This window comes from Hungatella sp. SL.1.14, from assembly GCF_024460495.1.
In the GTDB taxonomy this organism is placed as follows: Bacteria; Bacillota; Clostridia; order Lachnospirales; family Lachnospiraceae; genus Hungatella; species Hungatella hathewayi.
This window is the reverse complement of the sequence record NZ_JANFYJ010000023.1, coordinates 16,857-40,706: the sequence shown is the minus strand read 5'-3', so window position 1 is coordinate 40,706 and position 23,850 is coordinate 16,857. Positions and strand designations below refer to the sequence as shown.

The following is a 23,850-nucleotide window of genomic DNA, read 5'->3' as shown; positions in this document are numbered from 1 at the left end:
AGAAGAATCCCTGGCCGAATTTCTTCGAGCCAGGGATTCTTTCTCCATTATTGATCACAGCCTTCTCTCAGCCGGATCCTCTTTCAGGCAAAACCAAATCGCAGATACAGTTCCTCCGGAGCATCGTTAAGCCTCATAAGCCGAACCATGCTCTGCTCCATTTTTCCCACTATTTCTTCCGATAAAATCGGATGCTTCTGCCCCGGATCATTCCATAAATCAAACAGATAGTCTCCTTCCTCAATACACCGGATCGCCTTATCCGCATCAATCTGCATAACAGGACAATTTTTTGTAAAGGAAAAGGCTTCATGACGTTCCATAGATTCTAATTCCCTCGGTGAAAAGAAGTCCATCATATGTGTTGGCATTAATGTATACTCATGAAGGGGAATCTCTAAATTTCTCGGAGCCCTCATATATACGTATCTTCCATCCGTACAGCATATATGCGCCCCAAATATACCAAACAATCCGCATGAACGGCTGCCTTTATCTTCCCCTATAATCTGCGCTATATCCTGCCCCTGCATATCTTCGGCAGGATCGATACCAAAAAACTTCAGAATCGTAACCGGCAGATCTATGGTCTGCACAAGCGCTGTCCTGCTCGTTCCGGCAGATTCAGGGAATCTTGGATCCCAGATGAACAGCGGCGTATGGACAATCTCATCGTAGCACAGCATATAGTTCTTCGCCCAATACCCGTGCTCTCCCAACATGTATCCATGATCGGTATTGACGATAACCATCGTGTCTTCCCACAGATTCTTTTCATCCATGTAATCCAGCAGACGGCCTAACTGCTCATCGCACATTGTCAGATCAGCAAAATAAGAGTAACGTACCTCATCGATTTCATCAGGAGCTTCCTTTACCGGTCCATAATCCGGCCACTCATACTTTTTCCCTTTTACCTTCCCAGGATACATCTCTTTAAACTCCCTGCCCGCCATAAAAGGCTCATGAGGTGAAAACGACTCTATCTGTAAAAAGAAAGAATCCTTCCCTTCATTTTCTCTCAAAAATCCAAGGCCCTGGTCGAAGGTCTTCACCAATGGGTACTGGTCTTTTTCGATCACTCTTGTCCGGTTCGCCAGGTTCTGCCTGTACAGTTCGCTGCGCAGTCCTTCTGTAAATACGGCAAAATTCGGGTCCGTATCCTCTGCGCCTCCAACCACAGGGGCCCAGGGATCGCCCTCCTGTCCCCGTATATTTTCCCATGTGGTATATTGAGTGTGATACGTTGCACCTCCGCATTCCCAATAATGGCCGTGATCGCTGACCAGATGGCTGTGGATCCCATGCTCCCGCAGAATTCCCGGCATGGAATCATCAAAAGGCTCCAGAGGTCCCCAGGACCGGTGCAAAAAATTATACCGTCCCGTGTGCAGTTCTCTCCTTGCGGGAATACAGGGCAGACTTCCGGCGTAGCTGTTCTCAAACCGCACGGTTTTCTGTGCCAATCTGAGGAAATTCGGAGTGATTGTCTCCCGACAGCCATACGGTTCAAGAAATCTGCGGTTTAAGGAATCAAACATGATCATAATTGCTTTCATACCAGTTCCCCCTTTCAGCCCTCTCGAAAAGGACGAATTACCGGTCTCTTCTCTCCTGCCCGTTCCATACAAAACAGGAGCTTCTCACGCAGCATTCTCCTTGTCGTTTCACAGTCAGGGTCTCCCGCCAGATTGTATTGTTCAGCCGGATCGTGCTCTAAATCAAACAGGTACTGTTCATAATAGACATCTGCACCCGGGCAGTTCCAGCCATCCGCATCTGCAGCGATTGAGTATTTCCACCGATCTGTCCGGATTGCTCTGCCGACCCCGCTTTCACTGATCTGTATAAACACACAGTCCTCCCAGCCTTCCGATGTTCCATCGGCAAGGGATTTCAGCGAATTCCCCTGAAAATCCTCCGGTTTTTCGATCCCTGCACAGTCCAGCAGCGTCACCGGTAAATCAATCAGGCTAACCAGTTCTGAAATTGTTTTTTCGCCTTTAAATGGTCCGCCCACTGCAAGCAGCGGAATATGGATGCTCGCCTCATGGCAGGAGCGCTTATACTCGCTGTTCCTTGTGCAAAAATGGCAGCCATGGTCCGATGTGTAAAACAGGATCGTGTTCTCCCACAATCCCCTCGCCTTCAGCGTTTCGACCAGCCGTCCGACATTTTCATCCAGGCTGTGACACTGCCCTAAATAGTCCGGATAATGTTCCTTCCAATCCCCCCTGTCCACAGGAATGTCAGCCGGCAGCTCATAGCCGGTAAACTTCTCACGCGCGCCATCCGGCGCCTCAAAACGGCCATGATCATTCTGGTGATGAGGCTCGATTTGAGAAATAAACAGAAAAAATGGTTTCTCCCCGTCATACTGGTGGAGGTAATGTACCGCATAGTTGTTTATTGCATCCGCACGGTAACCGATAAACTCGCATTTTTTTCCTTCATCATCAAACACATATCCATCGTATCCATGGGAGGTCGCCTCTAAAACATCGGCCGCCATCCAATAATCCCGATACCCGCCCCTGCGTTCCGGCGGAATCGCCCTGGTCTCGTAGTTTTCTTCATCAAACGGAGCCGTATAACTGCTTCTGTTTGAGGCCAGATGCCATTTGCCGACGTAAGCCGTCTCATATCCGGATTCATTAAAATGATCTGCCAGGGTCTTTATATTCTGCGGCAGGGCCAGCGCATTTCTATGGCAGTTCACCTGGGTCGCATATTTTCCGCTCTGCAGGCAGGCCCGTGCAGGCCCGCAAACCGGCTGACAGGTAAATGCATTCTCAAATATAACGCCTTCCTTTGCAAGACTGTCAAGGTTGGGGGTTACATTCAGATGCTGGCCATAGCAGCCTAAGGTATCCCAACGCTGCTGATCTGAAAAATAAACAATAATATTAGGTCTTTCCACTGCAGTTCTCCTCTCTGCCGTCTACTTTAATCCAGTAGAAACGACTCCCTGTACAAAATATTTCTGGGCGCATAAAAATAACAGAATCATTGGGAGAGAAATTAACGTTGCCGCAGCCATCATAGGTCCCCAGCGCACGGTACTTTCATCTCTGAACATCGTAAGCGCCAGCTGTACGGTCCTCATATTTACTGAATTTGTCATGACCAGAGGCCATAAATAATCATTCCAGACTGCTGACCCTTTTAACAGTGCCAAGGTCGCAAGAATAACCTTTGAATTGGGGAGATAGATATAAAAGTATGTCTTCCACTTTCCCGCCCCGTCCAGCATGGCTGCTTCATCCAGTGATTTTGGAAAATTCTCGTAAAACTGCTTTGACAAAAAGACACCAAAGGAGCCGGATACCAGGGGAATAATTACGCCGGGAAAGGTGTTCATCAGACCTGAACCGCCAAATCCCAGAATATCATTTCCTCCTATCATCGGAAATCTTGCCATAATCAGAAACGTTGGCAGCATCGTCACCTGAGGCGGCATCATAAGACCAACTAACAACAGCGTAAAAAGCACCTTTGACCCTTTAAAATGCAGTCTGGCAAACGCATATCCCGCAATGGAATTAAACAGCAGCGAAAATACGATGCTGACCAGAGTAATGATTAAAGAATTTCTAAAATAGATCAGCCAGTTTCCGGTAGACATGGCAGTTTTATAATTATCAAAATTAAGAGAATCCGGAAGGAAATGGAACACCGCCGAATTAATCTCTCCGGTCGTCTTAAACGACGTCAAAATCATCACAATAATCGGAAGCAGAATAATCGCAGAAACAACCGTCATACAAACGATCCAGATGATATGATTTCTTTTTTTCTTTTTCATGTTTGCTCCTCCTAAGATACATCCACATCCTGACCTTTATTGCCAAATTTAAAGACCATCATTGTAACGAATAAAGAAAACACCAGCAGCAGCACCGCCATAGCACTTGCGTACCCCATCTTGAATTCCAGAAATCCTCTCCTGTAAATTTGGTGGACAATCGTAGTCGTTCTATTTAAGGGTCCTCCGTTTGTCATAATATTAACCTGTTCAAACACGGCAAAACTGTTTACGATTCCTGTTACAAGCAGGAAAAAGGTAGTGGGGTACAGCATTGGCCATGTGATATAGAGAAATTTATAAAAAGCACCTGCGCCATCCAGCTCTGCAGCTTCATATAAAGATTGCGGGATTCCGGTCAGGCCTCCCAGAAAGATGACCATCGAATATCCGCAGTTTTTCCAGATTCCTATTATAATGATACACAGCATTGCCTGATTCGGATTAATAAGCCACTGCTGGGCCGGTATACCGATCAGTCTTAAAAAACTGTTGAGAATTCCAAAATTGGGATTATACAGCCACAGCCACACCATAGACACACATACCATGGACATAATATTTGGCATGTAAAGGGCCGTGCGAAAAAAAGGGACGGCTCTGGATTCCCGATAAAGCAGTACTGCTAATAAGAGCCCCAATGCCATTTGTATTGTCAGGGTTACTACCGTATACAGCAGCGTATTTCCAACAGATGTAAGAAATTCCGAATCATGAAACAGCTTCATATAATTTTTCAATCCTAAAAATTGGGGAATCTGGTACATGTTAAAATCGGTCAAACTATAATATAATACCATTCCGATTGGTATCAGAATAAATATGGTAAAAATCAGGTAAGCAGGCAGAATCATAATATATGCCTCTTTATCGCTGTGCGTTTTACTTCGTACTTTCTTTCCAGCCATCTTTCCTCTCTCCTCATTTCTATTTTATACAGGCCACGGCTGCCTCTCGAAAACCGCCTTTCCAGCCCGCTGTACGCGCGAATAAATAATGCGGTCTATTTATACCAAACAGACCGCATTGCCACAGTTATTGATTATCAATTTCCTCCTGTACCTTTTCTGCAGCTGCGTTTAACGCGTCCTGGGGAGATGACTGCCCATAGAATACCTGTTCCATCGCATCGTCTACATAGGTAAATACGCTGTTAAAGTACGGAACCTTGGGCGATCCTTTCCCAATTTCAATTGCTTCCATAATCATTGGGCCGTTCACCGGATTCTTTTTCAAGTAAGCCTCCTCCAAAGAAGCCCTTACCGGAGCTGTTTTCGCCGTATCCATCCAGATCTGCATGGACTCCTTGCTGCTCATGTATTCGATCAGTTTCCAGGCCGCCTCTTTATGTTTTGAGTTCGCATTCATAAACATAAAATGCATCCCACAGAAGGTACCGCTGTTTACTTTGGAAAACATTGGAACCAGTTTAATTTTTCCTTCTAAATCCCCGGTATTGATATTATTAAACTCATTTTCAGAAACTACTGTCATGGCCGCGGTTCCATTATAAAATGGATTCTGGTCCTGCTGGGTGTTATTCCAGTCTACCAGTCCTGCCTCCTTTAACTGTCTTAAGAAATCCATGGCTTCTACTGCCTCCGGCTTATTAAACAGGATTTCATTACTTGCCTCATCCACAAGATTGCCCAGGCCATTCTGAACAAGGAATATTTCCAGGTATTGATTAATATTTCTTCCGCTGGTGGGAACTCCAAAACCACACTGTATTACATTGCCGGAATCATCTTTTACCACAAGTTTCTTATGGGCTTCCAGAAGTTCATCCCAGTTTGAAGGCGGTGAATCAGGATCGAGCCCGGCCTTTTCAAATAATTCTGTATTGATAACAAACATTCTTGCATCCGGAGTGTATGGAACACCATAAAGTTTGCCGCCAATACTTCCGGCTTCTTTTACGCTGTCATACATATCATCCATACCTTCCCATCCTTCTGTATACGGGTCAAGGCATTCATACTGTCCCATGGGAACTCTTGCACCAATGGATGCCAGAGAGTAATGGATTACGTCCGGAGCAGTCCCGGAAGCAAAGCCGGTATTCAGCTTCGTCTCAAAATCATCTCCCCAGGGAGCTTCCTGATACTCTACCGTATAATTCGGATACTTTGCTTCAAAGCCTTCAATCATCTGAGTAAACGCATCCTTCTTATAATCCTCTGTTCCTGCCCTGAGAAAAACCAGTTTTACATTTTCATCACCGGTATCCTTTCCCGCATCAGAAACCAGATCTTCATTACCACCACCGCAGGCAGCCAAAGACAGCACCATGCAACCGGCTGCTACTGTACTTAAAACAGCTTTCAAATTTCTTTTCATTACTTACCTCTCCTTTTGTTTATGGTTGTTGTACTCCAGGAACTTGATAACTATATTATACTGTTTCCCAGTTCTTTTACTATGTACTATGTATATTTATTTCTGGTTTTTATTTATTATTTTGTATTATTTTTATAATACTTTTTGTTTTTCCCTGGAAAACGTTCGTGAATTTTAAAATTATTTTGTTTTTTTTGTAATTTATTTAGTATTTTTGTCTTATCAGTTTGTTGTTAAAAGGGTAAATCTCATCTGCAGATTTTACTGTAAATAAAAGACGCATCAGTTCTCATTGCTGATGCGTCTGAATTCGATCGGGGTAAAACCGGTATATTTTTTAAATACTTTACTAAAGTAGGCGGAATCCGGTATCCCTATCTGGCAGCATATATCCTGGATATTATGGTTGCTGCTCTCCAGAAGAATTTTTGCTTTTTCCATTCGAAATTCTAATAAATAAGCATTAATATTTCTGCCTGTTTCTTTTTTAAACAGATGAGAAATATAACTCCGGTTCATATGGACATGATTGGCCAGTTCATCAAGGGTAACAGGTTCCGCGTATCGCGCTTCCATATACTGCATAATCTTAAAAACAGAATCACTGTATTTCTTTTGTTTCCCGATTAACAGCCTGATGATCTCTTCCGCCTGTATCAAAACCATATTTTCAAGCCGGTCAATATCCGTACAATTCGTCACTTCGATAATCTTGTCGATCGAAAATGATCTCCTGTCTGCTTCTTCCAGACAGCTCCAGTACAGATTCAGTAAACTGTTTAAAAACAGCCTTTTCATACCGGCCGGCTCTGGCTCCGACTTTCTGGCGTAATCGAATATTTGATTCATCTCTTCCAGGATAAGATTCCACTTACGGCTGTTTATCAGTAATTCAAGTTTTTCAAACATCTCTTCCAGGAGCACTTCTATACGGCCAATCCGTTTTTTCATAGTTTCATAATTGAGGCCGCCAATGTGTTGATAAAACAGCTGATATGCCAGGGTATCCCGCGAATGGTCATACAATCCCTCCAGCTCTTCTACCGTTTTACCGGCATCGGAACTGCTGATATACATATTAATCCCTCCAAAGGAGGCGATTGTCTCATATAGATTCTCCGTGAATTTTTGGAGATCGCCGTCGATCATTTCCGCAAGGACGACAGTCTCCCGTTCATTCTTTGACAGGCAATACAGCCCCCGTTTCTCATCCGGAAAAGCAATTGGCAGGATTTCCTTCAGCTGATCCGGGTTCGATATTCTATCGGTATCGCGAATCAGGAATACCGCATACTTTCCCCTGATCCCGCAGCAGTTATTCCAAACCTGTCTCACGGCATCTCTGGAGATATAGTCCGGTTCTTTCAAATACTGCAGCAAAACTTTTTCCAGTTCTTCCTCCGGAGAGGATTGCTTTTGCTCAGCCTTCCCGTTATTTTTTATTCTTTCCTTTGCAGTCTGCAGACACTTTTCCAGCTCATCCTTCGTAATCTCCGACTTTAGCAGGAACTCACTTACCCCCAGTTTCAGACAGTCCCTTGCATAGGAAAAATCATCATAAGCACTTAAAACAACCGTATAAGGCAAAACATGATTCTGATTCAGTTTCTTAAGCAATTCCATCCCATCCATAACCGGCATACGGATATCAGTAAACAGCACCTCAACCGAACCATTCAGGCAGCAGTTCAATACCTGCATTCCATTTATACAGGAAGCAATCACATGATTTTCCGGCGACAGTGCTTCAATATTCTTTTTCATCCATTTCAAAATAATCTCTTCATCATCTGCGATTACGATATTCAACTGTTTACCCCCTCCATTTGAATCACAGGTATATTCATTCGAAAGGTAACGCCTCCTGATGAATTTACCTCTACACTCAGTCCATATTGACTGCCGAAGTTCCGTAAAATCCTCATTTGTATATTGGAAAGCCCGATTCCATTCAGTTGGTCTCTTGCTTTTACAGTCTGCTGATTATGTATACTGTTGTTTATCTTCTCCAAATCTACTCCCACACCATCGTCTTCCACTTCAATGATGACGCTTTCCTTTATTCGATATGCGCATATGACGATATGCCCCATATCATCCTTCATATTAAAACCGTGTGAGATACTGTTTTCAACCAGAGGCTGGATTACGTTCTTCAGAATTCCCAGTTCCATCACATCTTCTGCAGCAAGAATTTTCCACTGGAATTTATCGCGATAACGGAGTTTCATTAATTCCAGGTAATCCTCCACCATGGCAAGCTCTTCCCTGATGGGAATGATCTTCTGTGAATTCACAAAAGATTTTCTCAGTAATTTTGAAAAAGCCAGCAGCGCTCTGTCCGCTTCATTATACTCTTCCATCTGAATCATGAAGCGGATTGTAACCAGTGTATTGTGAAAGAAATGAGGATTAATCTGTGCCTGCAATGTCTGAATTTCCAGGGCATGCTTTTCTTCCTCCTCCTTTTCCAACTGCTTCATAAGATTTTCAATATGGTCCAGCATATAATTAAAATTGTGGCAGATTTCATGGAACTCTACTTCATAGTCCTCCTGAATCCTTGTCTTCAAATCCCCATTCGATACCTCCAGAATATTTTTATTTAGTTTTTCCATCCTTCTTGAAATAAAGCTGCAGTTGTAAAAAACGATTATCACCAGGACGCTGAACATTGCCGCTCCCAATACAAGAAACAGAATCACATAGAAGGAGGACCAGCCATGCTGATACGGTTCATAAGAAATCAGCTTCCAGCCTACCCCCTCAATACTGGCAAAACGTATGTGACAGTATTGCTTCTTTACATTACCCAGAAAAAAACCTTTTGAATAATTTGCGATCTGATCATAGTATGAATTGTTCTCTACTTCATACCCATACATTTGGGGATCAGAAGAAAAGATAATCTTTCTGTACTGATCGATGACCATGGTATTTACATCGGAATCCTCGTCACTGAGAATAACATTTCCCCAGATATCCCGGGAGATGGCGACAATCATGATGCCGACATTTCTGCCGCTGTTTAAATTACGCATCTTTTGAACGGCAAACAGCGTATCTTCCCGAAATAATTTTTGCAGTGCAGGACTCCTGTACTTTGGAAGGAAATAGACGGAATCATCCTTTTCCATGGCTTCCTGATACCAGCTCTCCTGATCCAGCATTTTGAGTGTAATCATATCCTGGGTAAAGTTTAGAGACGATTGAAAAAAGTTCATTCCATTTTCGCAGAGCAGCATCACCTGATACTGTCTGTCGGGAAACAGTTCTGTTAATTCCAGCATCTTGCTCTGTATACTGTCCTGCGCACTGATATACTCATAGCCAGTCAGTTTATTTTTCTTCGAGATCAGCCGGTTAATATTCTGGTCCAAATACATCCCAACAGAAATTTTAATGATCTCTGTATTTCGATTTGCAATATTACTGCATTTCTCCTCCAGAAGACTCAATTTACTGTTATTCAATTTATAATTGCTGTCTTCAAACACATAACTCATAAGAATACAAAACAGTACGAACAATGGAAAAACAAATATCAGATCTAAAAAAATGACTTTTTTTCTAATACTGTTAAAATGCGGCAATTGTTTCATAATCTCATGCCCCTTCTGTAAAATATATGGTATAATCATAAAAATGGATTATTGCCTCTGTGTTTCATTATACAGGATTTTTGTGGGAAATGGTAGCATCCGCTTATATGGCATTATGAAAGATAACTTATTGATCCGGTATCCGGAAAAAGGGAGGGTCCAAATGGCAGAAAAACAGGGAGTTTCCGATTTATACAAAAAGAACGCCGAAAAGGCAGGAAAGGATAAGCGGCTTCGCGACGCAGTCTCCCTCTTCTTTATCCTATTCGGAAGTGTTATCGTAGCAGTGAATCTCAACACCTTCGTGGAACAGGGGAAACTGGTTCCGGGCGGTTTTTCCGGACTCGCCAAGCTGATTCAGAGGGTGGGGCTGGCCTTTTTTGGCGTGAAGATCTCCTTCACCTTCTTGAACGTGGTTTTCAACGCCATCCCTGCCGTCTTTGCCTACCGCATTGTCGGGAAAAAATTTACGATTTTATCCTGTGTGAGCCTCTTAACCGTATCCATTCTGGTTGACCAGCTGCCCGTGATCCCCATCACCGGAGACCTTCTTCTCATCTCCGTATTCGGCGGAATCATCAACGGTCTGGGCATGAGCCTCATCTTAAACAACCGGGCCAGCGGAGGCGGAACGGATTTCATCGCCATGTCCCTGTCGGCCAAATATAAGATTTCCACCTTCAACTACATGCTGCTGTTCAGTGCTGTTATCATCCTCATTTCCGGAGCCATCTTCGGCATGGACATCGCACTGTACTCCATCATCTATCAGTTCTGCAACACGCAGGTGATCAACACACTTTATAAAAAGTACAAGAAAAAGACGCTGCTCATCGTCACGGACAATCCGGCAGCTGTGTCGGCCGATTTAATGGAGCTGACCAACCACAGCAGCACCATCCTGAAGGGATTCGGTTCCTACTCGGCCAACAAAAAGTATCTTCTTTATACAGTCCTCTCCGACAGCGACGTAAAAAAGATGAAAAAGCGCATCCGCGAGCAGTACCCCGACACCTTCGTCAACGTCATAAACTCCAGCGATGTCGTGGGCAATTTCTACATACAGCCGCTGGAATAAAAACAGATGGTTTTTCGCTTGACATCCCCCATAAAATCCAGTAGAATAAACGGAAGATGAGGGAGTAATCAGCACGCCTCCCACGGGTCAGGGATGAGGGAAGTCCCCTCACATTCGTTGGAATGCGGTGTGCAGCAGGGTCAACATACTGATAGCGTTCGTCTATCTGGTCCTGCTTGACTTGCTTTTACGCAAAAAAGATGAGACTTATCTGCGGGCTTTTTGCCGCCTGCAGATAAGTCTTTTTTTGTTCCCCGCATCATATACTAATTAAGCTTATACGCAGGAGGAATATCACATGTCATTAATTGAGCTGTTCATCATCGCGGTGGGCCTTTCTATGGACGCCTTCGCTGTTTCAATCTGCAAGGGGCTTTCCATGCAGAAGATGAGCTGGAAAAATGCAGTCATTGTCGGACTCTATTTCGGAGGCTTTCAGGCGGGTATGCCGCTTATTGGTTACATACTGGGATCCCAGTTTAAAAATGCCATCACGTCCATCGACCACTGGATCGCATTTATTCTTCTGGGCATCATCGGATTTAATATGATTCGCGAGTCTCTGAATCAGGAAGAGGAATGCGTGGACTGCTCCGTATCACCGGGCAATATGATCCTGCTTGCCATCGCAACCAGCATCGACGCCCTGGCCGTCGGCGTCACCTTCGCCTTCCTTCAGGTACGCATCGTCCCGGCTGTCTCCTTTATCGGCTCCACCACCTTCATCCTCTCCATCATCGGTGTCAAGGTCGGCAATGTCTTCGGTACAAAATACAAGTCCAAGGCAGAATTCGCAGGAGGGTTAATCCTGGTGATTATGGGAGTGAAAATACTTCTGGAGCATACGTTGGGAATTTAGGGCTCCCTGATCAGCATGACTGCACCATATGGAGCAAGGCGGATTCCTGCCGCACTCCGCAGGAGCCCATCATTGGCGATCAGGGTTTTGTATTCCGTCAGTTCTTCTTCCGAAAGCTTTATATCCGCCGCCTCTATGAACTGGCATGTGTCGGTGAAATTGGTCAGTACAATCAGCGTTTCACCGCCGTATATCCTTTTGTAGGCAAATACCGCCTCGTGATCTTCCAGAATCGGTTCATAACCGCCTTCGCTGATGACATCATACTCTTTCCTTAAACGAATCAGTTTCTGATAATAATAGAAAATGGAATCACTGTCCTCCAGGCATTCCTCTGCATTGATTGTTGTATGGTTCCGGTTGACTTCGATCCAGGGCACAGCGCTGGTAAAGCCGGCATTTACACCATCACTCCACTGCATGGGGGTACGGCTGTTGTCTCTGGAACGCTGTCGCAGAATCTCGCAGACCTCGGCTTCGTCTATACCGCTCTCCTTCAAAATATCGAAATAATGCAGGCTTTCCACATCACGGTACTGGCTGGCGGAGGTAAAACCGGCATTGGTCATGCCGAGTTCCTCCCCCTGATAAATATACGGCGTCCCTCTCATGCCGTGAATAGCCGTCGCCAGCATCTTGGCCGACTGTTTCCGGTATTTTGTATCATCTCCAAACCGCGATACGGCCCTCGGCTGGTCATGGTTACACCAGAATACGGCATTCCAGCCGCCGCCTTCTGCCATACCGCTCTGCCAGGTGTGAAATATCTTTTTCAGGCCCATGAAATCGCAGGGCATCAGTGACCATTTGTCCCCATTTTTATAGTCCACCTTCAGGTGGTGGAAATTAAAGCACATCTTGAGCTGCTGCTCCTGCGGGTTTGTATACTGAATACAATGATGGATTGTGGTGGAAGACATCTCCCCAACGGTGATGATATCATCCTCATACAGGCCGGTCTCCTTTACCATCTCCTTCAAATACTCATGGACCCTGGGGCCGTCTGTATAAAATCTGCGGCCGTCTCCCTCATCGTCGTCCTCAAAATACGCAGGCTTGGAGATCAGATTGATCACATCAAACCGAAAACCGCGGATTCCCTTTTTCTTCCAGTAAAGGAGCACTCTGCGGATTTCCTCCCGAACCCTGGGATTCTCCCAGTTTAAATCCGCCTGCGTCCGGTCAAATAAGTGAAGGTAATACTGTCCCAGCTCCTCCACATACTCCCAGGCACTGCCGCCGAACTTGGACTGCCAGTTGGTAGGGGGGACCCCCTTTTTCCCTTTCCGGAAAATGTAGTAATCCTGGTACTCCTTCTCTCCCTTAAGAGCCCGCGCAAACCACTGGTGATGGGTGGAAGTATGGTTAAACACCATGTCAAACATCAGGCCCATTCCCCTGTCGGCCGCCTCTTTGATGAGGCGGTCTAAATCCTCCATGGTGCCGAACAGCGGGTCAATGTGGTAGTAGTCTGCAATATCATATCCGTTGTCATTCTGCGGTGATACGAAGAAGGGGGTGAGCCACAGATAATCAACTCCAAGCTTCTTCAAATAGTCCAGCTTCTCCGTCACTCCGTTTAAGTCACCGACTCCGTTTCCGGTCGTATCCCGGAAGGACTTTGGATAAATCTGATATACACACGATTTTTTGAAGTCTTTCATATTCTCCTCCAGCATCTTACCGAACGTCTTTTTTCTTTCCAATGACAACCGTCAGCATAAACGGAACCACAATGGTAATGAGCATGCAGACCGCAAATCTTCCCATGTACTGCGGCTGAATCGACAAAATTCCCGGAATTCCGCCCACACCGATGGAATTGGCCATCACGTTGCTTCCCACGGATACCGTCGCCGCAATGGCGGAACCGATCATGGCGGAGATAAACGGAAATCCCCTCTTTAAATTGACACCGAAGATTGCCGGTTCCGTCACGCCCAGATAGCAGGAGATGCAGGCCGGAATGGAAATCTGCTTTGCCTCCTCATTATGCTTCTGCAAATAGATCATGCCCAGTACTGCGGATCCCTGTGCGATATTGGATAAAGCGATCATCGGCCACAGCATCGTGCCGCCAAATTCCGCCATCAGCTGCAAATCGATGGCATTGGTCATGTGATGAAGGCCGGTGATCACAAGCGGTGCGTAGATAAAACCGAATACGGTTGCAAATAACCAGCGGAAGCTTGAGGTAAGTCCCGCGTAAACCACCCTGGATACCCAGGAGCCCACAGCCCAGCCCACAGGTCCCAAAACTGCGTGAGCCGCAATCACAGCCAGAACCAGAGATAAAAACGGCACCACGATCATGGAAATCGCCTGAGGCGTAATCTTCTTGAAAAATTTCTCTAAATAAACCAGGACGAATCCGGCCAGTATCGCCGGTATCACCTGCGCCTGATAGCCAACCATCTGCATGGTAAAGAATCCAAAATCCCAGACCGGAACCTCCACGCCGGGTGCCATGGCATACGCATTTAACAGCTGCGGGGAAACCAGGGTCAGACCGAGAACAATTCCCAGAATCTGAGTCGTTCCCATCTTCTTCGTCACGGACCATGTGATACCCACCGGCAGGAAATGGAAGATCGCCTCACCGATCAGCCAGAGAAAGCTGTGTACTCCCGCCCAGAACTGAGACACCTCAATCAGCGTCTCTGTCCCGCCGTTCATAAACCGAATCTCTCCGATGATATTCCGGAATCCCAGAATCAGACCGCCGACGATGATGGCAGGAATAAGGGGTGCGAAAATCTCCGCGATATTGGCTACCGCCTTCTGAACCGGATTCATGTTTCCTTTTGCTTCCTGCTTTACTTCCTCCTTGGAAACTCCTTCGATACCGGATACAGAGGTAAACTCATTGTAAAACACGGAAACATCATTTCCAATAATCACCTGAAACTGTCCTGCCTGTGTAAAAGTCCCCTTTACGCTCTTAAGCGCTTCGATCTTTGCCACATCAGCCTTCTCCGGGTCGGCCAGAACAAAACGCATTCTCGTCATACAGTGTGTCACTGCCGTAATATTCTGTTTCCCGCCGACATAGTCCAGAAGCTTCTTTGCGTCATCCGAATACTTCCCCATAACCATTCTCCTTTTCATACACGTTTTTTATTTTTCTCTTCTTGTATGTTTATCTTGTGAATTTAATATAACATATACGTATATGTTTGTCAACATGTTTGGAAAAATAAAAACAAAAAATCCCGATTCCCAGTAAAATTCATTTCTTATCTGCTGGTTTTCGGGATTTTGTCATTCTTGTACGTATACCATGGTTTGTTTCACGATCCGGCACTCACACAGGCGCCGCGGCACGCTCCACCTACAGCTTCCGCCTCGCAAAGTCCACAAACTTAAACTTGTCCGGGCGATGGCGGGACTCTGTAAACTGGAACAGTGTGGAATCTTCCAGATACGTATAACTCTTCACCACAACGATCATGTCATAATTCTTCATATCCAGAAGGCGGCGGTCCTCATCTCCCGCCATCTGTACCGTGATCTCTTTCATGGCGAAACCGATCTTTAAGCCCACCTCATGCTCCAGATACTCATAGACAGAATCCTGGGCCGCCCGGAGCGGAAGATTTTCCACTACTTTTCTGGAGAAAAAATCCTTATCGATAATAATCTTTTCCCCTTCTATTTCCCTGACCCGTTCCAGAACAAACGCCTCATCCTCCGGGCCGATCTGTAAGGCCTCCATCAGCTTCGGGTCATTTTTAACAATCTCTAAATTTTCCACGTACGTTCTCGGCTTTGAATCCGAGAAGCGGTATATCTCCTTAAAACTGGCAATCTCGGATACCGGAAAATTGAATTTGTTCTTATCCAGTACAACCGCCGGCTTCCCCTTTGCTTTCCTGATAAATCCGTCCTGCACCAGTAAGTCCAGCGCCTTTCTCACCGTATCCCGGGATGCGCCGTATATTTCCATCAAATCGCCTTCTGAGGGAAGCTTGTCCCCCGCCTTATATTCCCGTTTTTCAATCTGATCCTGTAACTGATTGTAAAGATGTTTGTATTTACTCTCCATGGGTGACCTCGCTTTATTCGAATCAAGACCATATAACTCCTGTATGTATTTTAACATATACGTACATCTTAGTCAATGCTCAATCCGAACCTCCATCCGATATCACTACGTCAGACGCGTGAAAGGAACCCTCTCCGCCTCCGTCACCCCCTGCAAAGCCCAGTCCATCTCCGCTTCCGGCCTCGCCCTGAAGCGCCTGTTCCGCCCGCATTTCTTCCCGGGTCCGATGCCTTGCGGCTCCCAAAATCCAGCAGGTATCCGCAAGTCCCTCCCGCACCAGACGGTAGTCGGCCCCATACCGGGCGGACCGGCTCTTCTTCATCTCCAGCCTGATCTGCAGCACCTTTTTTTCCTTCCGTGCCTTCTCCGCGTGCTTCTTTTGCCGCTTCAGGCTGCTCTCCCGGTCCAGACGCCTGATTTTCCTGTTTCCCCGTGCCAGAAGCTTCTGGAGAGAACGGATCGCCCTGCCTGCTTTCATCCGCTCCTCATCATCTCCAAAGCAGGCCGCCAGCCTTAAATTCCCGATACTCCGGTGAACATCTCCCAGCACCTTCTGTACCTGGCCTCTGGTGCCCGCCCTGGCAAGACTCCCGTAGTGACCGCTGACAGCATAGGAAGCAGCCGAAGTTTTTCTCAGATTCCATTCCGATTCCCAGCTTTGTTTTCCCGGACTTCCGGGCAATCCCGTCTCTCCCGGTGTTGTCTTCTTCGGACCGGAATCCTGTTTTCCTGCTGCCGGTACCACCCATGTCCTTTTGCCCGACGCATCGAGACAGACACCTTCACTCACGCTGGCACTTCCGCCCTGCGTCAGCCTGCACGCCGTCTCCTTAAGGACAGTCCTGCAGCGCTCATACTCTCCGGCATCCCGTCCCATCCGATCCAAAAAATCCCTGGTAACAACCAGAAACCGTCCTTTTCCCAGCGCAGCCGCCAGCTGTGCCAAGTCGGCCGCACCCTCCCGTTCCCAAATCACGACGTTCATTCCCGGATAATCCCGTTCGAGGATGCGCAGACAGTCCATCACCGCTTCTTCCGAAACCGCCTCGCTGTCTGCAGAGCCGAATTCCACCGTATCCAGAGCTCCGGGCCGCAGCCCCTCCGCTGCTGTGTCTCCGGCTCCTGCTGCATGTTCCGTCTTTCCCACGGCTGCCGTACTGCGGGTTTCCCCATGATACGGAAGTCCCTTTTCCACATTCCTGTTCTCCGTCCTGCAAGTCCCCGCCGGCCAGGCATACCGGCCAGACGGTCCCCATTTCACACCCTCCACCTCAAACTCCCTTCCGGCGGCCGCAGCCCCAGGCGTTCCGCTCTTTCCGGCGTCACATTCCTATACTCTGACCTTAATGACCACTTTCTTTACCCTGCATGCCTCTTTTGCCTGGCATCTCGGCTTATGGGCGTCCTCAGGAGCCACAACAATACAGTCCCCAGCCTTCAGCAGGACCGTTCCCGCTTCCTCGGGTTCACGGAAAAATACGATGTCATTCGTCTCATCGTAAGGAGCATCTTCCGTCAGATCCTCTCGTTTCGCATAGCCGAACTGTTCCTCCCCTTCCACCACATACTGGATGTCGAAATACCGGTTGTGGGCCTCAAACTTGCACGTATCCGCCTTCAGAGAAGTGTATTCCTGAACACTGGCGTAAATGTCGTCGCCTTCAATATCCGCTCTTCCAACAGGCAGTGCCTTCAAATCCGCCGTCCGTAAAAATTCATAGCCCTTGCGGAATTTCTCAGCCAGATAGTCGTACTTCTCCACCACATTTAAATTACTTGTCAGCATATAACTCCCTCTACTTTCCCGCCGTTCTCCCGGCGATTTCCATATTTTTCAAAAAGAGCCCAGGCAGTTCTTTCCCTTCTATTCTACAACTGATTCTTCCCGTCGGCAATCATTCGCATGACTTTTTTCCAAAACTATGCTACACTTATACTCATGATTACTACAACGAAACCAGGGGAGAACAATTATGCAGTATACAGATCCCATCGACAACCGTGGAATACTGGAAATCATCCGCCGTTCCTGCAGCTATGTGGACGCCCGCCTGATGAATCACGGCTACAGAGTGGCCTATATTGTATCAGAGATGCTGAAGCCATATTTTCACGATGACGCCCGCAAAATACGGGACGTCTGTTTTCTGGCCCTTCTTCACGATATCGGCGCCTATAAGACCGACGAAATTTCCAAAATGCTTCAGTTTGACACCGATGACGTTTTGGCCCACTCCATCTATGGCTATCTGTTCATCAAATACTTTTCCCCGCTTAAAAAGCTTGCCGGAGCCATTCTTCTGCATCACGCAGCCTGGCAGGTCCTGGAGCATTTGGAGGCGTTTCCGGAGGAAATCCGGCTTCTTGCACAGGTTCTCCACGCAGCCGACCGCATTGACGTGGCCATGGAGGTACAGCACCTGACCTGGGAGGAGACCCTGGCTCTCTTAAAAAAAGACAGCGGCACAAATTTCGCGCCCGTAATCACAGATCTCGCTGCAGCCTGTGATTTCCACACTCCGTTTGAGGGAAATAACGACGCGGAAGCTTTATTTTTCCAGATGCTTTCCGAGATACCGCTTACCCAGGATGAGATCACAGATTACTTAAAGATGCTCATCTTCACCATTGATTTCCGCAGCCGCCACACCGTTACTCACACCATCACCACCACAACCATCAGCTCGGAACTGGCAAAGCGCATGGGGCTGAGCGAAAAGGAATGCAATCAGGTCGTCTGCGGTTCCATGCTTCATGACCTGGGAAAGATCGGAATTCCGGTGGAAATCCTGGAGTATCCGGGGAAATTAAGTCCGCAGGCCATGAATATCATGCGCACCCACGTGGACATCACAGAAAAGATATTCGGGGATGTGATCGAGGAGACGGTCAAATGTCTTGCCCTCCGTCATCACGAAAAGCTCGACGGCTCCGGTTATCCGAGAGGCCTGACCGCCGCTGACTTAAGCACCGGAGAACGGATCGTGGCGATTGCCGATATTATCAGCGCGCTTTCCGGTACCAGGAGCTACAAGACCGCGTTTTCCAAAGATAGAATCTGCTCCATTATTACAGAGATGAAGGACGACGGCCTGATCGACGCCGATATCGTGGAGCTCATGATTTCCGACTATGATGAGATCATGGAAGCGACCAGAATCCAGTGCCAGCCGATTCTTGATATTTACGTCCGGATTCAACAGGATTTTGACCGGATTTCCCGGGCCATGACCATGGATGACATCGCGGGCATGAAGGCAGTTTTCTAAAACTGTCCTCATGCCCGCTTCTTTTCATGGTCATCTGCCGGATTTAAAGATCATCTACCAGAGCGCTGCTTTTCGCATAAGCCGTACTTCTGGCCTCAAAGAAATCCGTCTTTATCATATTGGCATTGCTGTACTGGGATACCCAGGCCATACTTTCCGGTTCCTTTTCATGTCCCTCATAAATCGGTTCAAAGCCAAGGCTCATACACCGCAGGTTGCCAAGATACTGAATATAATCCGTTATCATGTCTTTCGTCAGTCCAGGCACCTTGTCTCCGATGGCGTAATGGCCCCAGGCGATCTCCTGGCGGCAGCCCTCCTTAATCATCTCTCTGTAAACCTCCACCCGATCGGGGGTAAAGAGCTCCGGCTCCTCATTTTTCAGTTCCAGAATCATGTTGCGGAACAGCCATAAATGAGTATTCTCATCCCGGTTGATATACCGGATCTCCTGTGCGGAACCCGGCATCTTATGGTTCCTGCCAAGGTTATAGAAGAACATGAACCCGCTGTAGAAGTAAACTCCTTCCAGAATGAAATTGGCTACCACGGTCTTCATGAATGTGAAGGGACTCTTGTCCTTCTGGAATTCGTTATAGAGATTCCCGATAAAGGTATTTCTGGCAAGCAGGTGTTCATCATTTTTCCACTGGTAGAGTACCTCATTCCTGGTCTGCGGCTCGCAGATCGTGTCCAGCATGTAGCTGTAGCTCTGGCTGTGGACGGCCTCCTGGAAGGTCTGGATGGACAGGCATAAGTTAATTTCATTGGCCGTAATATATTCGCCGATGGCCGGTAAATTGGCGGTCTGAATGCTGTCCAGGAATACGAGGAATGACAGAATCTTGTCGTAGGCTCTCCGTTCCCCCGCGTCCAGCATGGGGTAATCCTTCACGTCAGGCCCCAGGTTGATCTCCTCCGGCACCCAGAAATTGTTCATGGCCTGCCGGTACCAGTCGCTTACCCAGGTGTATTTCATATTATTAAAATCGTTGAGATTCGTTGTATTGCCGCCGATTATGCGGCGGTTTCTGACATCGGTATCGCCGTCCGGATTGAATAACGGCTTTCTGATTAATTGTTCCATGATCTTTCCTTTCCTCTTTTACAGTCTGCTGTATTTAACTGGAGCATACCTCACACTCTTCTACCTCCAGGCTTCTGGAGCGGATATAGTAAATCGTTTTTACCCCGCACTCCCAGGCCAGAATGTAAAGATTCAGCACCTGCCTTAAGGTATATTCGTTGGTGATGTAGAGGTTCATGCTCTGCGCCTGGTCCACATGGCGCTGTCTGATTCCTCCCGCGCGGACGGACCACTGCTGGTCAATATAATGGGCGTTCTTGTACTGCCAGAATGTTTCGGGAGACAAATCCGGAGCCACTCTGGGCACCAGCCCGTTTTTCTTTTCTTCCAGATAATAGCGGTTCATGATCGGATCCAGACCTGCCGTCGTACCCGCCAGCATGCTGGTGCTGCTGGTCGGCGCTATGGCGATCAGCCAGCCGTTTCTCATACCGTTTGCCGCTGTCTTCTCCTTCAGCCGGAGCCATTCTTCCGAATGATACTTCCGCTTCTCGAAGTAGGCGCCCGTCTGCCAGTCGCTCCCTTCAAACAGTTCGTAGCCCCCCTTTTCCCGTGCATTATCACAGCTGGCCTCAATTGCCGCGTAATTAATCCACTCAAATACCCGGTCAGTAAATGCCAGATGTTCCTCGGATTCCCAGGAAATTCCGTTTTTAGCCAGCATATGATGGTAACCGCTGACGCCAAGGCCAATGGGCCGGTACTTCATGTTGTTAATCCTGGCATACGGCACAGGGAAAAAGTTTAAATCGATTACGTTATCCAGCGCACGCACCGCATACTGTGTCAGTCTGGTGACCTCTTCCCGATTTGTCACGTCGATCTTGCCCAGGGAAAGGCTGGCCAGATTACATACCACAAAATCCCCCGGTTTCGTCACGGTCACTACCACTGTCTCGCCGTCTACTGTCTCGATGCGCTGCTCCACCTGCTCCACCGGGCTCATATTCTGTGCAATCTCCGTGCAGAGATTGCTGCAGTAAATGATTCCCTTATGGCTGTTTGGATTCGCCTCATTGACCAGATCCCTGTTAAAGGTAAACGGGGTTCCCGTCTCCACCGCACTCTTTAAAATCAGGCGGACCAGTTCTTTCACCGGAATCACGCGCTTATGAATCCTGTGGTCGGCAACACATTCCCAGTACCGTTCCTCCCATTCCCTTCCATAGGAATCTTCCAGCGAATAGCCCTTTACCGTAAGGATCTCATGGGGACACATCAGGTACCAGTCCGCATCGATGTCCTCCTTTGCCAGCTTCCAGAACAGGTTCGGATAGCAGACTGCCGGAAATACGTCATGCGCCTTCATACGATCGTCTCCATTGTTGGTGCGCAGTGCCAGGAATTCCGGAAGATCCTTATGCCATGCATCCAGATATACGGCCACTGCCCCCTGGCGCACGCCCAGCTGGTCCACCGCCACCGCAGTATCATTCGCCAGCTTGATCCAGCGTATCACACCTCCGGCCGCGCCTTTGAAGCCCCGAATCGCACTTCCCGCGGCTCTGACTTTACCGAAATACAGCCCCATGCCGCCGCCGAACTTGCTGACCTTTGCAAAGCTGTCAATACTGCGGTAAATCCCGTCCAGACTGTCCGGAACCGTATCGATAAAGCAGGAGGACAGCTGATGGTACGGCTTTCTCGCGTTGGAAAGGGTCGGCGTCGCCATGGTAACCTTAAGCGTGCTCAGCATATCGTAAAAACGTCTCACCCATTCCAGACGGTCGTTCTTTTCCAGCATGGCCAGATGCAGGGCGATGCCCAGAAACATTTCCTGGGGGGATTCTAACGGGACGTTCTCCCGGCTGCGGATCACATATCGGGAGAGTAGCAGCTCCAGACCGGAATACGTAAACAGCTGATCCCGTGTGCCGTCCAGAAAGCCCTCACACGTCTCGATCTCTTCCCTGGTATAATGCTCCAGAATATAGTCGCCGTAAAGCTGCCCGGCAGTCAGAAAATACAGCTTATCGTAAAAGCTGCTGATCTGATACTTCGCCTCCATGGATCTTAATTTCTTCCTGAAGCGGACCATTAAAAGGCGGGCTGCAATATACTCCCAGTCCGGCGCTTCCTGAGTGGTCAGTTCCACGGCGGCCTGAATTAAGGCGGACAGCTTCTCCGCCTCCGTCATCCCCTGTTTATAGAAGGCTGAAAACTTCATAAACAGGTGCTCCAGCCGATATGCAGTGCCGGTCCACTTTTTCTGAATCTCCTTTAAAACGGCTTCCATATCGGGAACATCAGGAAAATACCGGACCAGATCCTGTCTCACACCGCGCTCCTTACTCCGCTCATTCCGATAAAGGATGAAACTCTTAAGCGCCTCGTAGCATCCGGCTTCCATCAGAGACTGCTCCACCATGTCCTGAATCTGTTCTACGCTGAGAGGACTCCCATCCTTCACCGCGCCATCCACTTTCTCTTCCACCAGGCTCATGATCCTGTCCATCCGCTCCCTTCCAGGCTCCTGATTCACACTGGCAAACGCACACAGGATGGCACTCTTTATCTTTCCGCACTCGTATGCTTCCGGCTGACCGTTTCTTTTTCTGATATCCATTTCTTTTCCCGCCATTCTCCAAAGTTTTATCATTTTATTTCGTTTTTTCAACAATCAGTATTAATAACTGTTATCAATGCTCACCAAATGATAATACCACAAGATATAGTTTATTACAAGATTGCGATCGCAAAATCTTTGATTTTTTTACCATTCCATTTCCCCTTTATCATTGTAAGTATTTGTAAACCTTTCTTAATTTTCATTTTTCTTCCAACCTGCTATAATCTAATTGGCAGCAATCGAAAAACACAACGAATTTAATGGAGGTCTTCAATGAAAAAATTAACCGGAAGTCTGCTTCTCTCACTTTTATGCGTCACAGCCGTCTTCGCCTCTGGATTTGCGTTCCGATCAAAGGCGGATACAGGTACGGCTCCTTCTTCCGTCAGGATCTATGGAACGGTAAATCAGACCAGCAACGGCCGACTGTCCATTACCCGCCAGGACGGAGATTTTGCAGGACAGGAGTTTATCATCAATGTATCAGAAGAAACCAGAATTTTGGACGCAGTAAACGGATATCCCGTCTCACTTGATGCACTGACAAGCGGTGAAACCATTTACGCCTATATCAGTCCGGCCATGACGTTAAGTCTTCCGCCGATGTCCCATGGAGAGATGATTCTCTGCAGCATCCCGGCCGACTTCAAAGTCCCGGACTATATTACAGTCGATGCGTTAACGGTTGCCGGCGACGGCGTTTCCGGTACCATCAAGGCGGATAACCAAACGACCTATACCGTTCAGTCCGACACACAGATTCTCCCTTATCTCACGAGAAATATCGTCACCCTGCAGGACCTGGTAAAAGGCAGGAAATGTCTCGTCTGGACACAGTCCGGTTCCAATACTGCATATAAAATCGTAGCCTTTGCCGGCTCAGCCGGTACAGACGGCACAGGTGACGTGCTGTTACCTCGCGGCTGGTCTTCCAGGGACGGAAGCTGGTATTACTATGACAGTACCGGAAGCCTCCACAAAGGCTGGTTAAACGACAGCGGCGACTGGTATTACTTAAATCCGGAAACCGGCGTCATGCAGACAGGTTTCCTCACGCTTGACGGAAAAACCTACTACTTACAGGAAAACGGAAAAATGCTGACCAGGGCGAAGACCTTCACCCCGGATGCAGACGGCGTTCTTCATTAAGATATACGTACCACTCAGCACAGACAGCTGAAAACCGGAAAACAGAG

Annotated in this window: 18 protein-coding genes; 4 read left to right on the top strand and 14 right to left on the bottom strand. The window is 47.5% G+C overall.

The features are described 5' to 3' along the window. Positions 1–83: 83 nt before the first annotated feature. The 7 genes from NE473_RS22155 to NE473_RS22125 form a co-directional block, all read right to left on the bottom strand. Positions 84–1,559: a sulfatase gene (locus NE473_RS22155; protein WP_055650951.1), complete on the bottom strand. Its 1,476-nt coding sequence runs from the start codon at positions 1,557–1,559 to the stop codon at positions 84–86. Positions 1,560–1,573: 14 nt separating this feature from the next. Continuing rightward, the gene (locus NE473_RS22150) at positions 1,574–2,920 is read right to left on the bottom strand and encodes a sulfatase family protein (RefSeq protein WP_055650952.1); all 1,347 of its coding nucleotides are present in this window, start codon (positions 2,918–2,920) and stop codon (positions 1,574–1,576) included. 21 nt (positions 2,921–2,941) lie between these two features. Beyond that, positions 2,942–3,805 (bottom strand): carbohydrate ABC transporter permease, encoded by an 864-nt coding sequence (locus tag NE473_RS22145; protein ID WP_022030117.1) that lies wholly within the window; start codon positions 3,803–3,805, stop codon positions 2,942–2,944. 11 nt (positions 3,806–3,816) lie between these two features. Then, positions 3,817–4,713: a carbohydrate ABC transporter permease gene (locus NE473_RS22140; protein ID WP_022030116.1), complete on the bottom strand. Its 897-nt coding sequence runs from the start codon at positions 4,711–4,713 to the stop codon at positions 3,817–3,819. 127 nt (positions 4,714–4,840) lie between these two features. Then, a complete protein-coding gene (locus NE473_RS22135) occupies positions 4,841–6,145 on the bottom strand; it encodes an ABC transporter substrate-binding protein (protein ID WP_055650953.1) in 1,305 nt (434 codons plus the stop codon). A 282-nt stretch (positions 6,146–6,427) separates the two neighbouring features. Then, positions 6,428–7,954 carry a response regulator transcription factor gene (locus NE473_RS22130; RefSeq protein WP_055650954.1) on the bottom strand — a complete coding sequence of 509 codons (1,527 nt, stop codon included), beginning with the start codon at positions 7,952–7,954 and terminating at the stop codon, positions 6,428–6,430. Then, positions 7,951–9,747 (bottom strand): sensor histidine kinase, encoded by a 1,797-nt coding sequence (locus tag NE473_RS22125; RefSeq protein WP_242866184.1) that lies wholly within the window; start codon positions 9,745–9,747, stop codon positions 7,951–7,953. The genes NE473_RS22130 and NE473_RS22125 overlap by 4 nt, the downstream gene beginning before the upstream one ends. Before the next feature lie 163 nt (positions 9,748–9,910). Here NE473_RS22125 and NE473_RS22120 point away from each other — a divergent pair, with 163 nt between their 5' ends. Together NE473_RS22120 and NE473_RS22115 are read left to right on the top strand one after the other, a co-directional pair. Further along, positions 9,911–10,825 carry a YitT family protein gene (locus NE473_RS22120; RefSeq protein ID WP_039892366.1) on the top strand — a complete coding sequence of 305 codons (915 nt, stop codon included), beginning with the start codon at positions 9,911–9,913 and terminating at the stop codon, positions 10,823–10,825. Between the two features lie 298 nt (positions 10,826–11,123). After that, positions 11,124–11,684 (top strand): manganese efflux pump MntP, encoded by a 561-nt coding sequence (locus NE473_RS22115; protein ID WP_006775356.1) that lies wholly within the window; start codon positions 11,124–11,126, stop codon positions 11,682–11,684. Here NE473_RS22115 and treC read toward each other — a convergent pair. The 5 genes from treC to NE473_RS22090 all read right to left on the bottom strand — a co-directional run bounded on the left by treC (position 11,681) and on the right by NE473_RS22090 (position 17,515). Then, positions 11,681–13,348: an alpha,alpha-phosphotrehalase gene (gene treC / locus NE473_RS22110; RefSeq protein WP_055650971.1), complete on the bottom strand. Its 1,668-nt coding sequence runs from the start codon at positions 13,346–13,348 to the stop codon at positions 11,681–11,683. The two genes, NE473_RS22115 and treC, sit on opposite strands and share 4 nt — an antisense overlap. A gap of 16 nt (positions 13,349–13,364) precedes the next feature. Continuing rightward, entirely contained in the window at positions 13,365–14,774 is a 1,410-nt protein-coding gene (treP, locus tag NE473_RS22105) for a PTS system trehalose-specific EIIBC component (RefSeq protein WP_022030110.1), read from the bottom strand. Between the two features lie 241 nt (positions 14,775–15,015). Then, positions 15,016–15,729, bottom strand: a complete 714-nt coding sequence (gene treR, locus NE473_RS22100; protein ID WP_055650972.1) for a trehalose operon repressor — start codon at positions 15,727–15,729, stop codon at positions 15,016–15,018. 79 nt (positions 15,730–15,808) lie between these two features. Next, the gene (locus tag NE473_RS22095; protein ID WP_055650956.1) at positions 15,809–16,999 is read right to left on the bottom strand and encodes a hypothetical protein; all 1,191 of its coding nucleotides are present in this window, start codon (positions 16,997–16,999) and stop codon (positions 15,809–15,811) included. Positions 17,000–17,059: 60 nt separating this feature from the next. Beyond that, on the bottom strand, positions 17,060–17,515 hold the full coding sequence (locus NE473_RS22090) for a NanQ anomerase/TabA/YiaL family protein (protein WP_256265386.1): 456 nt from the start codon (positions 17,513–17,515) through the stop codon (positions 17,060–17,062). Between the two features lie 187 nt (positions 17,516–17,702). Between NE473_RS22090 and NE473_RS22085 the strand changes: the two genes are divergently transcribed. After that, on the top strand, positions 17,703–18,998 hold the full coding sequence (locus NE473_RS22085) for an HD-GYP domain-containing protein (protein ID WP_055650958.1): 1,296 nt from the start codon (positions 17,703–17,705) through the stop codon (positions 18,996–18,998). A gap of 43 nt (positions 18,999–19,041) precedes the next feature. On the opposite strand, the gene NE473_RS22080 is transcribed toward NE473_RS22085, so the two are convergent. Then, positions 19,042–20,085 carry a ribonucleotide-diphosphate reductase subunit beta gene (locus NE473_RS22080; protein WP_055650959.1) on the bottom strand — a complete coding sequence of 348 codons (1,044 nt, stop codon included), beginning with the start codon at positions 20,083–20,085 and terminating at the stop codon, positions 19,042–19,044. Between the two features lie 34 nt (positions 20,086–20,119). Continuing rightward, positions 20,120–22,651 carry a ribonucleoside-diphosphate reductase subunit alpha gene (locus NE473_RS22075; protein WP_055650973.1) on the bottom strand — a complete coding sequence of 844 codons (2,532 nt, stop codon included), beginning with the start codon at positions 22,649–22,651 and terminating at the stop codon, positions 20,120–20,122. A 276-nt stretch (positions 22,652–22,927) separates the two neighbouring features. On the opposite strand from NE473_RS22075, the gene NE473_RS22070 reads away from it, so the two are divergent. Further along, positions 22,928–23,803: an N-acetylmuramoyl-L-alanine amidase family protein gene (locus NE473_RS22070; RefSeq protein ID WP_055650960.1), complete on the top strand. Its 876-nt coding sequence runs from the start codon at positions 22,928–22,930 to the stop codon at positions 23,801–23,803. Positions 23,804–23,850: the final 47 nt, after the last annotated feature.